The 14,013-nt window shown below is 59.4% G+C and carries 11 protein-coding genes and 1 tRNA gene; 6 read left to right on the top strand and 6 right to left on the bottom strand.

What is annotated here, in order from left to right; all coding sequences use genetic code 11:
* The 4 genes from choV to Z945_RS0113405 all read right to left on the bottom strand — a co-directional run bounded on the left by choV (window position 1) and on the right by Z945_RS0113405 (window position 3,869).
* Window positions 1-1,017: a choline ABC transporter ATP-binding protein gene (gene choV, locus Z945_RS0113420; RefSeq protein ID WP_025052624.1), complete on the bottom strand. Its 1,017-nt coding sequence runs from the start codon at window positions 1,015-1,017 to the stop codon at window positions 1-3.
* Window positions 1,014-1,847, bottom strand: a complete 834-nt coding sequence (gene choW / locus Z945_RS0113415) for a choline ABC transporter permease subunit (RefSeq protein WP_025052623.1) — start codon at window positions 1,845-1,847, stop codon at window positions 1,014-1,016. Before choW ends, choV begins: the two co-directional genes overlap by 4 nt.
* A 73-nt stretch (window positions 1,848-1,920) precedes the next feature.
* Entirely contained in the window at window positions 1,921-2,838 is a 918-nt protein-coding gene (gene choX / locus Z945_RS0113410; RefSeq protein ID WP_025052622.1) for a choline ABC transporter substrate-binding protein, read from the bottom strand.
* A gap of 98 nt (window positions 2,839-2,936) precedes the next feature.
* Window positions 2,937-3,869, bottom strand: a complete 933-nt coding sequence (locus Z945_RS0113405; protein ID WP_037971054.1) for an acetamidase/formamidase family protein — start codon at window positions 3,867-3,869, stop codon at window positions 2,937-2,939.
* Window positions 3,870-3,993: 124 nt separating this feature from the next.
* On the opposite strand from Z945_RS0113405, the gene Z945_RS0113400 reads away from it, so the two are divergent.
* The 3 genes from Z945_RS0113400 to Z945_RS0113390 all read left to right on the top strand — a co-directional run bounded on the left by Z945_RS0113400 (window position 3,994) and on the right by Z945_RS0113390 (window position 7,428).
* Window positions 3,994-5,589, top strand: coding sequence for a gamma-glutamyltransferase family protein (locus Z945_RS0113400; protein ID WP_025052620.1), 1,596 nt, complete (start codon window positions 3,994-3,996; stop codon window positions 5,587-5,589).
* A gap of 211 nt (window positions 5,590-5,800) precedes the next feature.
* Window positions 5,801-6,766, top strand: a complete 966-nt coding sequence (locus Z945_RS0113395; protein ID WP_052862668.1) for a carbohydrate kinase family protein — start codon at window positions 5,801-5,803, stop codon at window positions 6,764-6,766.
* A complete protein-coding gene (locus Z945_RS0113390; RefSeq protein WP_025052618.1) occupies window positions 6,763-7,428 on the top strand; it encodes a transaldolase family protein in 666 nt (221 codons plus the stop codon). Before Z945_RS0113395 ends, Z945_RS0113390 begins: the two co-directional genes overlap by 4 nt.
* Before the next feature lie 99 nt (window positions 7,429-7,527).
* Here the strand turns inward: Z945_RS0113390 and Z945_RS0113385 are convergent, their stop codons facing one another.
* Window positions 7,528-10,575: a peptidoglycan-binding domain-containing protein gene (locus tag Z945_RS0113385; protein WP_025052617.1), complete on the bottom strand. Its 3,048-nt coding sequence runs from the start codon at window positions 10,573-10,575 to the stop codon at window positions 7,528-7,530.
* Between the two features lie 418 nt (window positions 10,576-10,993).
* Window positions 10,994-11,083, bottom strand: a tRNA-Ser gene (locus tag Z945_RS0113380).
* A gap of 227 nt (window positions 11,084-11,310) precedes the next feature.
* On the opposite strand from Z945_RS0113380, the gene Z945_RS0113375 reads away from it, so the two are divergent.
* The 3 genes from Z945_RS0113375 to tmk are packed head-to-tail and all read left to right on the top strand — an operon-like array spanning window position 11,311 to window position 14,004.
* On the top strand, window positions 11,311-12,189 hold the full coding sequence (locus Z945_RS0113375) for an SPOR domain-containing protein (protein WP_025052616.1): 879 nt from the start codon (window positions 11,311-11,313) through the stop codon (window positions 12,187-12,189).
* A 20-nt stretch (window positions 12,190-12,209) separates the two neighbouring features.
* Complete coding sequence (locus Z945_RS0113370; RefSeq protein ID WP_025052615.1) at window positions 12,210-13,361, top strand: D-alanyl-D-alanine carboxypeptidase family protein; 1,152 nt, start codon at window positions 12,210-12,212, stop codon at window positions 13,359-13,361.
* Between the two features lie 16 nt (window positions 13,362-13,377).
* On the top strand, window positions 13,378-14,004 hold the full coding sequence (gene tmk / locus Z945_RS0113365) for a dTMP kinase (protein WP_025052614.1): 627 nt from the start codon (window positions 13,378-13,380) through the stop codon (window positions 14,002-14,004).
* The last annotated feature ends 9 nt before the right edge of the window (window positions 14,005-14,013 follow it).

Here is a 14,013-nt window from a genome sequence, read left to right as displayed (position 1 = left end):
TCAACCGCTCAGCCGGTCCACGATGCTTTGTGCGGTGACGGTGCCCAAAACACTGTCGCCCTCAATCACCCGCAACGTCGTTTCACCGCCGCTCAACTGTTGCATTAGTTCTGCAACGGGTGTTTCTGCAGCAACCGTCGGGCCGGTCACATCTGTCTCGGCCTGCATCACATCGCGCGCGGTCAGAACGCCGAGCGGGTTCATGTTGGCCACAAAGTCGGCCACGTAATCAGACGCAGGTTTCGAGAAAATCTCGCGCGGGGTGCCCACCTGTACGATGCGACCGCCTTCCATGATGGCGATACGTCCGCCCAGTTTGAACGCCTCGTCCAGGTCATGGCTGACAAATATGATGGTGCGTTTCAGATCGCGCTGAAGGTCCAGCAATTCTTCCTGCAAGCGGCTGCGGATCAGCGGGTCAAGCGCCGAGAACGGCTCGTCCATCAGCAAGATCGGCGCTTCGGTCACAAAGGCGCGGGCCAGGCCCACACGCTGCTGCATCCCGCCCGAGAGGTCGCCCACCTTGCGGTCGGCCCAGTCGGACAGCCCCACCAGAGCCAGTTGTTTGTCGGCCCGTGCAAGGCGGTCTTTTTTGGGCACATCCGCCAGTTCCAGCGCCAAAGCCACGTTTTCGCGCACAGAGCGCCAGGGCAGCAAGCCGAATTGCTGAAACACCATCGACACACATTCGCGGCGCACCTTGCGCAGGTCACTCATCGCACATTTCTGCACGTTCGCCTGCCATGCGCCATCGTTTACCGTCACATGGCCGCGCACCACCGGGTTCAACCCGTTGACCGCTCGCAACAACGTGGATTTGCCGGACCCCGACAAGCCCATCAGAACAAGGATCTCTCCTTCGGCGACATCAAGGCTGCAATCATGCACACCCAGGATTTGACCTGTGGCCTCCTCGACCTCCGTCCGCGATTTACCCGCATCCATCAGCGGCAAGGCGTCTTCGGGCTTTTCTCCAAAGACGATAGAAACTTTGTTAAAGGAAACAGCCGTTGTCATTTGCTGCCCACCCGCAACATCCGGTCCAGCATGATGGCCACGACCACAATAATAAGACCAGATTCAAACCCCAGTCCGGTGTTCACCGAATTCAACGCCCGCACCACCGGCACGCCCAATCCGTCCGCCCCCACCAGCGCCGCAATCACAACCATCGACAGCGACAGCATGATCGTCTGGTTCAATCCCGTCATGATCTGCGGCAGGGCGTAGGGCAGTTCGATTTTCCACAAGGTCTGGCTGGGCTTCGCACCGAAGGCCTGCGCCGCTTCAAGCAGCGCCTTGGGCGTCGAAGAGATGCCAAGTTGAGTCAGCCGGATCGGCGCGGGCAGCACAAAAATCACGGTAGCGATCAGGCCCGGCACCATGCCGATGCCAAAGAACACGATGGCCGGGATGAGATAGACAAAGGTCGGCAGGGTTTGCATCAGATCGAGCACGGGCGCCATCACGCGGTACAGCCGGGGCCGGTGCGCGGCGGCAATGCCGATGGGCACACCCACGCCCATGCAGACCACACAGGCCGATAGCACAAGCGTCAGGCTCTCGGTGGTTTCTTCCCAATAGTCCTGATTGACGATGAACAGGAACCCCACAACGATCAGGGCCACAGTCTTCCAATTGCGCTGAATGAGCCAGGTCAGCCCGGCAAAAGCAGCGATGATGATGATCGGATGAGGCGTTTGCAGCACCCAGAGGATCGCGTCGATCAGATGCTCCATCACCACGGCCAACCCGTCAAAAAACCAGCCCCCACTGGACTGCAGCCAGCCAAACGCGGCTTCGGCCATGTCATCGACAGGTATCTTATTGTCCGTGAGCCAGTTCATCGGCGTCCCCCAAAGTGCAAATGCCCGCCCCGACTTCAGCCAAGGCGGGCATCATCTGCGTCTTATCTCGCGCTTACTTAAGGCTTTCCGCCGCGGCCATCGCATCGCCGCCATCCACGGTGGTCACACCGTCAAGCCAACCGCCGAGCACGTCCGAATTTGCCTTGATCCATGCGCCTGCGGCATCGGCAGGGTCTTCGCCCTCATCCAGAATGGCACCCATGATCTCGTTCTCCATGGCCAGTGTGAACTCGAGGTTGTTCAGCAGCTTGCCCACATTCGGGCATTCCTCGGCAAAGCCGGCGCGTGTGTTGGTATAGACGGTCGCACCGCCCAGATCGGGGCCGAAGAAATCGTCGCCGCCCTCAAGATACGTCAGATCGAAGTTGGCGTTCATCGGGTGCGGTTCCCACCCCAGAAAGACAATCGGCTCGTCCCGGTCACTCAGGCGTTTGACCTGCGCCAGCATCCCCTGCTCGGAGGATTCCTTGACCTCGAACTCGGCCAGATCAAAGGCGTTGTCGTCGATCATCGACTGGATCAGGCGGTTGCCGTCATTGCCCGGTTCAATACCGTAAATCGTAGCGTCCAGCGCGTCGGCTTTGCTTGCAATATCCGCGAAGGACGTGATGCCCATATCCGCAGCGGCCTTATTTACAGCCAGCGTGTACTTTGCACCCTCAAGATTGGCGCGGACCGTATCAACGGTGCCAGCCTCACGGTATGGGGCGATGTCGGCTTCCATCGTCGGCATCCAATTGCCAAGAAAGACGTCGATATCGCCTGCGGCCATCGAAGTGTAAGTCACTGGCACGGAGAGAATTTTCGTCTCTGTCTCATAGCCCAGCGCCTCAAGCACTACAGATGTGGCGGCAGTGGTGGCGGTGATGTCGGTCCAACCCACGTCAGAGAAGGTGACCTTGTTGCATTCGGCAGAGGCGACAGTGCCAAGGCTCAGCAGAACAGCGGTGGTGGTCAGCAGATTTTTCATGTGAAAGGCTCCCGGTTTTGTTTTTATTGACTGATGGCCCAATCAAATGGCAAGCGGCAGCATAATGCAACCAGCTTTATCGGTCTGTGCGACGTGAGCTAGCCCCGCAGCAGGGCCTTGTCGATCATCATATGCACACCTTTTTCACGGTTCACGGTCTGTGTGATCCGCAGGTCCGCGGCAAGCGAACATAGCATATAGGCCTCTGCGCGGGTGATGCCCACCTGCGCCGCGACCACGGTGATCATCCGGCGCAGGGCGACTTCCACCGCTTGATGCAGATCGGCGTTCATGCCCATGGTGATAAGATGCGTCGGCGTTTCCGCCTGCGGATAGGCCATGTCCAGATCGCGCCGCACGGTCAGGCGAAAGCGCCCTTGCAGTGCGGTTTCAATGGCGGTGACGCAGACCTCTCCGTCGCCCTGCGCGCCGTGGCCGTCACCGCAGGAAAAGAGCGCCCCTTCGGTTTGGACCGGCAGGTACAGGGTGGTGCCCGCGACCAGTTCCTTGTTGTCGATATTGCCGCCATGCACACGCGGCTCGATGGTGGAAATGCGCCCCCAACCGGGCGGCGGGGCCACGCCCATCACACCAAAGAACGGCGCCAGCGGCAACTCCAATCCCCACGGCATGGTGGCGATCCCGCGGTCCGCGTCGAGCGGCAGGATGGTCAGGTGTGTCTGATCGAAATCGAGCGGAAGCGTGCCAGACAGGGGCCGGATCACGTTGTACCCCCAGTCCTGCCGCAGCTGGACGTCCAGGATGTCGACTTGCAAAACGTCGCCAGTCATCGCCCCTTTCACAGCAACCGGCCCTGTCAGGATATGCCCCGGCAAAGGCGGTGGCCCTGCGGCATGAATCTCGAGCAGTTCGGGCGGCACATGAAACCCTTCCCCCGGCAGCACCTGAGGCGCGCCAGAGACGGTGTTGATCATCACCTCTGCCCCGCTGTCGATTTCTGCGATGGCTGGCAGGCTGGCGTCAAAAAAGCCCCAGTGGCAGGTGTCGGGGGATGCATCGATCTGGATCATGGAATGCCTTTGATTGGGTTGACCGCAGGCTATCATGGCAGACGCAGCTTTCAATGGGCCATGCACTTGCGCCCGGCGGGCGGGAGGCGCAGTCTGCGGCCAAATTCAAATCGAAAGCACCATCATGCATTTGCAGACCAACCACCCCTACCCGTCTCGCCGCTCTGCGGTCCTGGCCGACAATATGGTCGTCACGTCACAGCCTTTGGCCGCGCAAGCGGGGCTGTCGATGCTGGCGCAGGGCGGCAATGCCGTGGACGCAGCCTTGGCCACGGCCATTGCACTGACGGTGGTGGAACCCACAGGCAACGGCATCGGCTCGGACGCCTTTGCCATTTTGTGGGACGGTGACACGCTGCACGGGTTGAACGCCTCGGGGCGCGCGCCTGCGGGATGGGACGCCGCGCGGTTCGCCGGGATGGATGCAGTGCCTTACCGGGGATGGGAGAGCGTGACGGTACCGGGCGCGGTCTCGGCCTGGGTCAGCCTGTCTGAACGGTTTGGCAAACTGCCGTTCGAGACGCTCTTTGCCCCGGCGATCCATCTGGCTGAAAACGGGTTTCCCGTCTCGCCTGTCATTGCCTCCCTTTGGGCGCGGGCTGCCGTCGAATTGCGCGACCAGCCCGGTTTCGCCGCAACCTTTATGCCCGGTGGGCGGGCACCGAAAGCGGGCGAGTATTTCACCAGTCCGGGCCATGCCCACAGCCTGCGCCGGATCGCGCAGACCAAGGGCAAGGCGTTCTACGAAGGCGATCTGGCCGAGCAAATCGCTGCCTTTGCCGCCGAACATGGCTCGGCGTTGAATGCCTCCGACCTTGCGATGCATCAGCCCGAATGGTGCGGCACGATCTCGAAGGCGTTCGACGAGGTGACCCTGCACGAGATCCCGCCCAACGGTCAGGGGATTGCTGCGCTGATGGGCCTTGGCATCCTGAGCCATACGTCAATCCGCGATCTGGATGCCGATGATCCCATTGCCCTGCACCTTCAGATCGAAGCCATGAAACTGGCGCTGCGGGATGCTGAAAGCTATGTCGCGGATGCCGGCCACATGAACGATGTAACGGTCGATCATCTGCTCGACGACGGCTATCTGGCGAAACGTGCGGCGGAGATTGATCCCGCTCGGGCGAGTGATTTTGGCGCGGGCGCACCCAAGGACGGCGGCACGGTCTATTTGAGCACCGCCGACGCAAGCGGCATGATGGTGTCCTTCATCCAGTCAAACTATGCAGGCTTCGGGTCGGGCGTTGTGGTGCCGGACACAGGGATCGCCTTGCAAAACCGCGGTGCCGGGTTCTCGCTTGATCCGGCGCATCAGAACCATGTGGCGGGGGGCAAGCGCCCGTTCCATACGATCATCCCCGGTTTCCTGATGGGGCCAGATGGCCCGCTGATGAGCTTTGGCGTCATGGGCGGCCCGATGCAGGCGCAGGGTCATGTGCAGATGGTGCTGCGCACGCAACTTTGGGACCAAGACGTCCAGATGGCCGCCGATGCGCCACGCTGGCGTGTAACGGAAGGGCTGGGCGTTGCCTGTGAGACCACCTTGCCCGACGCCACCCTTGCCGCCCTGCGCAGCATGGGCCACCAGATCACACTGGAAGCGCCGGACAACGCCTTCGGATTTGGCGGCGCACAGTTGATCCACCGGTTGGGTGCACGCGGCTATGCAGGCGGGTCGGACCCGCGCAAAGATGGCGGAGCCGCAGGTTTCTAAGATCTGCTGGGGTCTGACGGACGGCGGTGGGTGGGCAAGTGCCAAAGAGGATATGTCATCGCAATCATCATCCGTCTGTGTCACGGCGATTGTTCCTGAAGGGATGTTAGGGTACCAGATCACGGCACCCTTCCTGATCTGAGGCGCGGTTGCACTTCTGGGCGGCGTGAATGTCCAGACTTCTTACATCAGAACGCGGGAGCTTTAATCAATGCACGCTGAACCCATCATCGCTGTGGCCGGTGAGAACCTGATTGATACGGTCCAGAGCCCATTGAACGATGGCAGCATGACGTCTGCACATAATCTTGGTGGATCGCCCTTTAACGTGGCCATAGCCCTTGCGCGGCAGGGAATGCAGACGCATTTTCTGACCCCCATCTCGACCGATGCCTTTGGCCAGAGGCTCGCCGGGCATCTGGTAGAGAATGGCGTGGCCGTTACGGGAGAGCGTCGGGACGAGCCGACGACACAGGCTATTGTGACGCTTGAGGATGGCGTGCCGAGCTATGAATTCCTGAGGGAGAACACGGCCGAACGGCATGTCACACTGAATAGCATTCAGGCGTCGCAGCCGAAGGGCATGACACATTTCCACGCAGGCTCGCTTGCCTTTGTAGGCGGCGATGATGCGCAGGTTTGGGAGGACGCATTCACAGATGCCCAGCGTCAGGGATGCTCGACTTCGCTCGACCCGAATGTGCGGGCATCTTTGGTCGAAGACCCCGATGCGTACCGCGCACGTATTGCGCGCTTATTGGCGGTGTCGACAATTGTGAAGCTGAGTGATGAAGATTTGCACTGGCTCTTTCCTGATCTGGACCAGACACAGGCGATAGCCAAAGTGGTGTCCTCGACCCCCGCCAAGGTCGTTGCCCTGACAAAGGGACCTGACGGCGCTGAGATATGGGCAGGCGATGTGCACTGCGCGGTGCCGAACCCGCCCCCTTTCAAAATGGTCGATACGATTGGTGCAGGCGATACATTCATGGCCAGTCTGCTTGCACGCGTACTCAGCAAACCGATGGATAACCTAACCCAAGAAGACCTGCGCGACATTACGAGTTGGTCGATCCATGCAGCCTGCCTGAATTGCCTCAAGGAAGGCTGTGACCCACCAAGCAGCGCCGCAATCGAGGCCGCGCTTGTGGATGGCTTGCCGACGGAACGCGTATGACACTTTACCTTGATACGGCGAACACTGCCGACTGGGACGCGCTGATGCCCTTGGGCCTGTTTCAGGGAATCACCACGAACCCTCTACTGGCGGCGCGCGCCGGTCTGGATTATCCGAACATCGCATGGGGTGATCTGGCGGGTCGCGCCCGTGATCTGGGTGCGACGGAGTTTTTTGCGCAGGTCTACGGCCCCCCTGAGGGGTATGTCGATTGGGCTGGCCAGCTTTATGAGGTTGGCAAGTCTGCCGGGATCGAAACCATCGTCAAAATCCCGTTGGTCGAAGATGCCATTCGCGCGACCCCGGCGATCAAGGAATTGGGGGGGCGTATTTTGATGACCGCCTGCTATGACGCCAAACAGATGATTACCGCCAAAGCACTGGGTGCAGAGTTTATCGCCCCCTACTTTGGCCGGATGATGGAAGCCGGGCTCGATGGTGAAGCGCATCTGTCAACGATGGCCGCGATGAACCGCAATGGTGGCCCGGCGTGTCGGGTGCTCGTCGCGTCACTGCGATCGGCGGAGCAAATGGTTACATTGGCAGGGCTTGGGCATGACTGCTTTACCATCGCGCCTGCGGTTGCGCGTGATTTGCTAAGCGATCCGCTGACCCAGAAGGCCTTTGAGGATTTTGAGACTGCTATTCGTTCTGCGCCTTAATCCGCACGACCTTTGCTAAGAGACGCGGGTACAAATCGCGGTGCCCGCTGAAGGTTGGCGCGATGCCAACCGTCCCGCGTTCAAGAAACGCGTTGCGGATCACCAGAGACTTTTGATCCCGTTCCACAAATTGCCTGCCGCTTCGGCGGCTTTCCCGCCGGCGTCTTTGACATCGTCCACGACGTCTCCGGCTTTGTCGGCCAGCGCCTGGGCTTTTTTCTCTAGTTCCTCTTTCGCCTTTCGGGCTTCCTCCAAGGCGCGTTCGGCTGCTGCCTCAAGCTCTTCTTGCGCTTCCCTGGCCTTCTGCTCTGCAAGCTTTTTGGCTTCCTCGGCTTTCTTCATCGCTTCTTTAGCAAAGTCTTCGGCATTGTCCGTGGCCTCGTTAAAGGCCGTGTCGAACAGGTCCATGACACCGCCCACCGCGTCTTCTGCAGCGTCCTGCGCGTCAGAGACAAAGTCGCCCGCCTCGCCTGCCGCGTCTTCAAGCTGTTTCTTGACGGCTTCGGCTTTCTTTTTGGCAGCCTCCGCCATACGGTCAACGGTATCGACAACCCCCTGTCGGGTCTCGTCGAGGAACTCGATGGCTTCTTCGGCGCCTTCCTGAACATCTTCGGCAAATTCGCCGACCTGCTCTTCTACGCCGTTATAGGCTTCTTCAAGCTCGTTTCGCGCGGCTTCGGCGGCTTCTCTGGCACCCTCGGCGACCGACTTGATCTTGTCCTGCACCTCGGCTGACACATCCTCGCCAAAGTCCCAGATGTCGTTGCCAATATCCCAAAGCCCGTCGATGGCCTCGCCTGCCATCTCCTCCATGCCGTCGCGGACCCCTTTGGCAGTTTGTTCCGCCGCTTTGGTCGCGTCCTTCACTAAGTCCCAGACGTCGTCCACAGCCTCTTCAACCTGCTCGCGGGCGTCATCGGCAAATTCCAGCGCCTCTTTGGCTTTTTCGGCGGCCTCTTCACCAAAGTCGGTGACGGCGTCCATGATCTCTTCGCCGGTCTCGCGCAGTTCTTCGATGGCCCTTTTCTTGGCCTCTTCCGCGGCTTTGCGGCCTTCGTTGATCTGCTTCATCAGGTCTTTGCCAATGCCACCCACAACCTCGCCAACCTGATCCGCAAATTCCAGAACGTCATCTGCCGCATCGGCCAGCTCCTCAGCGGCCATGTCTTTCAACTCATCAACAGCAGTTTCGACGTCCTCGACCAACTCTTCCGCCAGTTCGCGGCCTTCTTCCAAGGCCTCTCCAGCCTGCTGGAGCAGATCATTCGCAGCCTCTTTGGCCTCTTTGACCTTATCGCGTATTTCCTGAAGCATCCGTTCGGCTTCCTGACGCCCTTTTTCGATCTCGTCAGCAGCATCATCGATCGCTTCGCCTGCGGTATCAGCCGCGTCGTCGATCTCTTTCATCAGGTCTTCGTAGGCACCGCCAGCCAGCTCTCCGATGTCTTCGCCAGCCGCTTCAAGTTCTGCCAAGAATGCTTCGGCTTCCTGCCGCACACCGTCCATTGCTTCTTGCACTTGCCGTTTGGATTCCTCGTAATCCGCTTCCAGCTTATCAATCACCGCCTGAAGCTCTTGCCCTTCGCGGTCAAAGATTTCCTTGGCGACATCCGGCACGGCGCGAATAAACTCGATGTACTCCAGCGCCTGTCTGCGCTGCTCTTGCGCATAAGCTGCCGGATCTTCGAGAAACTTGCGGATTTCCAGCATTCTCTCGTAATGCTCCATAAAGGTACTCAGAATTGGGACGTTCTTCAGGAATTGATGCTCAAGAAACGCCTGCAAATCATCGTAGACAGGTTCAACCCCGCTAGCCGAAATCTTGAGGCCAATAATCGGATCCCATGCCTGCAAAGTGAGCTTGGCAGCGATGCTGGCGCTTGCGCCACCCTCCTTACCTCCGCCTCCGCCCAAGACCACACTCTCTTCGCCTTTGAACACGATGGTTTGGGGAACATTGAACACCATGTTTTGAGAGACGACATTGATCCCGTCCATGATCAGTTGCTTGAGCGTCTCTATTGAGAGGGAGGCGGTAAGCTCCTGGCTTTGGGCAACCTTGAATTCAAGCTGTTTGCCCAATCCACCCCAATTCTCCCCCGCCGCAGCACCGATACCCGCAATGGCCGAACCACTCGTTGAGATTTCGCAGATGGTGATAAATTCGTCGCCTCTGGTTGTGAAAGAAAATTCGGTCGACAGAGGTTTGAATTCGCCACTGACAAAGATGCCGTATGCACCTGTGCCGATCCTTACGCCCGGGATGTTGTCAATCTCCACGGCGGCCTGAACCTGTCCTTTGTCGGTCAGCTTGAGCTTCAGCGTGCCGCTGTAAGGCCCGACACTCATGCCCACGGAAATCTCGCCGCCTTTGAAACCGATCCCTTGAAGGGTCTCCAGGATAAGTTCTTCGCCGTCCGGGCCAGTGGGCTGTTTGACCGTGATCTTTTGATCCGGCAGGTATTTGTTTGTTTCTTTGACGATCTCTTCGGCAACTTTGGGGTCAGTGGGATCTTGATCAATGACGATCGGCTGCGAAGGATCACCGCATTTCACCGCCTCTGCGATCGCTTCCTTGACCGGCTTGGCTTCCAGCGGCTGATCGTCACCAGAGGCACCACCACCGCCCTGTTCCGGCGCCGTACCGCCGTCCCCTCCGACAGACTGGCCGCCACCAGTTTCAGAAACGCCGCCGCCTGCCTCGGACATACCCTCGCCCGCATCCACAGCACCGCCGTTCAGCGCCTTCATCGTCTTGCCACCCGGCTCGACATAACAGTCGCCAAAGCCCAATGCTTTTTCCTGAAACGCCGTGATTGCCGCGCGTGTCTTGGGGCCGATGATGCCGTCGACCGACAGGCTGGCACCGTTGTTGTTAAGCAGACTTTGAACGACAGTGACATCGTCGGGGCCATTGTCGGCCCCCTTGCCCACAGACCCTGAAATGGTCTTGCCAACCTTGCCTGCGTCTTTCAGCAAGGCTTCAAGGTTTGTCAGCTTTCCATCAATCCTGTCCAGTATTGCCTGCTCATCCGGTTCGATGATCTGGTCGGCAATGAAGTCTTGATAGAATTCGTCTCGTAGCGATTTCAGAGCGTCAAGGCGCGGCTGGAGTTCAGAAGCCTGAGCTGGGCTGATCGTTGACATAGGTCAATCCCCCGGAAAATTGTTCGGATGCAAAATGCAGAAAATTCAAAAATAATGAGAACAAAGTAAGCGGAAGACCTCGATTCACGCAACAATTTTAATTGTGCATGTGATGGAGGAGCTTGTCAGTCGCACGGGAGGCTCGGCCGGTTGGTTGGAGTTGATCTCTAGCGCCTTGAAGCCTGCTCAAAGTCGTAAATGCCTGAGGTTGCCTTGCCAACGCTCGGCGCTTTGCATCTGTTTTCGTACAGAAGGGACATTTGCGGTTCGTGTCTTAAGAAATGGCAGGCTCAATGCAACCACCGGTTATCCGCTGCGAATTTGGGATAGAGGTGAACCTAAACGCCAGCCAAACAACCGGCTGCTACCTCAGGAAAGCACGCCGGTTACGGACTGATACAACAATTTACAGGTATGCTGGCGGAGGCTCAGGGATTCGAACCCTGGGGACGCTCTCACGCCCGCCGGTTTTCAAGACCGGTGCATTCGACCACTCTGCCAAACCTCCGCAGCACGGACCCTCCTAATGGGCTGTTATTGATTCGGCAAACCCCGAAATCACCTATGGCAACGCACGGGGATCAGGGTGGAATTTTGCCGATCTTGTGCCAGCGGTCTTTTCAGGTAGGCAGATGCAGGTTACTGTGCGCACAAGAACCCCGGCAAGGGGTCCGTAAGTATGCCGTGATCCACGGCGAAATGAGGCCGAACAGGCCCACAGGCAAGGACGACGCAATGACACGCAGGCCCTCGGACAGAAACCGCCATGTTTTGCCGCGCCTGCGGCTTGTCGCAGTTGGGGCTTTGGCCTTTGGTCTGCTTGCAGCCTGTGATGAGAACAGCAAATTCAATTTGCAGATGCCCGGTGCAAAGTCGGTCGCATCCACAGCGGGCAGCACCAAATCGACCCGGCTGGTCGAGCGCGATGTTGAAGCACCCGAAGTGTTTTCTGCAACCGATCAGGGCCTATGGGACGGTCGCCCTTCCCTGGGCGGTGTCTGGGTTGCGCATCCGGATGTCAGCGACCCCGAGCGGGTGATCATCCGCAACGAGGCCAATGGTAAGTTCGTAATCGGTGCGCTGTTCCGCAAGGAACGTGACCTGCCCGGGCCAAAGCTGCAGATCTCATCGGATGCGGCTGCGGCCCTCGAAATTCTTGCCGGTGCCCCTGCCCCGCTGAACGTCACCGCTCTGCGCCGGGAAGAAGCGCCGGAGCCAGCGGAAGAAACAACCGACCCGGGCGAAACCATTGCGGCACCTGCGGATGTGACCGAAACATCGCTTGACCCCATCGCCGCCGCCGGTGCCGCGATCGAGACCGCCCCTGCCACGCCTGTGGCCGCCGCGCCGCAGCCTACCCCTGCACGGCCTGCATCGAACCTGGCCAAGCCCTATGTGCAACTAGGCATCTTCAGCATCGAAGCCAACGCCGAACGTGTTGCCAAACAGATGCGCAGTGCCGGCATGGTGCCCACAGTCAAACAATCCGAAATCAACGGCAAAGCCTTCTGGCGCGTCGTCGTCGGCCCGGCCACCAACAAGTCCGAGTTGAACAGCTTGATCAAAGCCATCAAGGCCGAGGGTTTCTCTGACGCCTACGCCGTGACCAACTGACCCTGAACGGAGCCTCTTATATGATCCGCCATTTTGCTGCCAGTCTGGCGCTGATCCTTACCACCCTGCCCGCTGCCGCCTTTGAATCCAAGGCGACTGCTGCTTATGTCATGGACCAGACCACCGGGACCGTGCTGTTGGCCAAGAATGCGGACGAGCCCTTGCCACCCGCCTCCATGTCCAAGCTGATGACGCTTTATATGGCGTTCGAGGCTGTGGCGAAGGGACGGTTGGAGCTGGATCAGGAGTTGCCTGTCTCAGCTGAGGCCGCACGCTACGGCGGCTCGACCATGTTCCTGCAAGAAGGCGAACGGGTATCTGTCGAAGATCTCATTCGCGGCATCATCGTGCTCTCGGGCAATGACGCCTGCGTGGTGATCGCAGAGGCGCTTTCGGGTACCGAGGGCCGCTTTGCCCGCGACATGACGATGCGCGCCCAACAGTTGGGCATGACCAATTCGACCTTCATGAACTCAAACGGCTGGCCCAAACCCGGCCACCGCATGTCGATGCGCGATCTCGGGCTTCTGGCCAATTTGCTGATCACCGACTTCCCGCAGTTCTATCCGATGTTCGCCGAACGCGAGTTTCTTTTTGACGAGAACGAAAGCGCGAACCGGTTCAACCGCAACCCGCTCCTGACTCTCGACATTGGCGCGGATGGGCTCAAGACCGGCCACACGCAAGAGGCGGGATATGGGTTGGTCGGCAGTGCCAAACAGGGCGACCGCCGGGTCATTTTTGTGATCTCCGGTCTCGACAGCACCTCGGCACGGGCGTTGGAATCTGAATCGATCGTGAACTGGGCCTTCCGCCAATTCAGCCAGCAGTCTCTTGGAAGTGCAGGCACGCAACTGGCCGAGGCACCGGTGGCCATGGGCAGTGCGATCAGCGTGGGGTTGGAGTTGGCCGAAGACCTGTCGGTGCTTGCCCCGATCAGCGCCAGTGGCGGGCTTGAGGGCGAAATTGTGTACAATGGCCCGTTTCGCGCGCCCATCACAAAGGGCGATGAAATGGCCGAACTGATCTTGACCCGCGATGGCTTGCCCGAGGTACGCGTGCCACTGGTGGCCAGTGACAGCGTGCAGCCCGGCGGGTTCATGGTTAAACTTGCAGCAGCCGCCAAACACCTGTTTGCCCGCTTGAATGCAGGGCCACAGGAGGCCTCGTGAGCGCCTGTCCGCGGTCATGAGTACAGGGTTGTTCATCAGCTTTGAAGGCATCGACGGATCAGGCAAATCAACGCAAGCGCGGTTGCTGGCGGAACACCTGACGTCCAAAGGCCATGATGTCGTGCTGACCCGCGAGCCCGGCGGCTCCCCCGGTGCCGAGGAAATCCGCGCTCTGGTCTTGCAAGGCGATCCAGACCGCTGGTCTGCCGAGACGGAAATCCTGCTTTTCACCGCTGCCAGGCGCGACCATTTGGAGCGCACAATCCGTCCGGCGCTAGAAGCGGGAAAAGTAGTTATCTGCGATCGTTTTGCCGACTCCACGCGCATGTACCAAGGGCTGTCCCGCGGTGATCTGCGTGGTGTTGTGGATGATCTGCATGCGCTGATGATCGGGGTGGAACCCGATCTGACACTGCTTATCGACATGGACCCACAACAGGGGCTTTCGCGCGCTTTGTCCCGTCAGACTGCCGAAGAGCGGTTCGAGGATTTTGGCGAAGACCTGCAACGCGCGATGCGGGACGGGTTCCTCACTTTGGCGCGGGAATTCCCGACCCGTATCACCGTGATTGACGGTACCCGCCCGATTGAGACTGTCGCCACAGATGTGCAGGCCAGCGTTGCCGCCCGTCTGCCGGCCTAAGCGACCTTC

This window comes from Sulfitobacter noctilucae (assembly GCF_000622365.1).
Taxonomy (GTDB): domain Bacteria; phylum Pseudomonadota; class Alphaproteobacteria; order Rhodobacterales; family Rhodobacteraceae; genus Sulfitobacter; species Sulfitobacter noctilucae.
The sequence above is the reverse complement of the archived record's forward strand: the minus strand, read 5'-3'. Positions and strand labels throughout refer to the sequence as shown.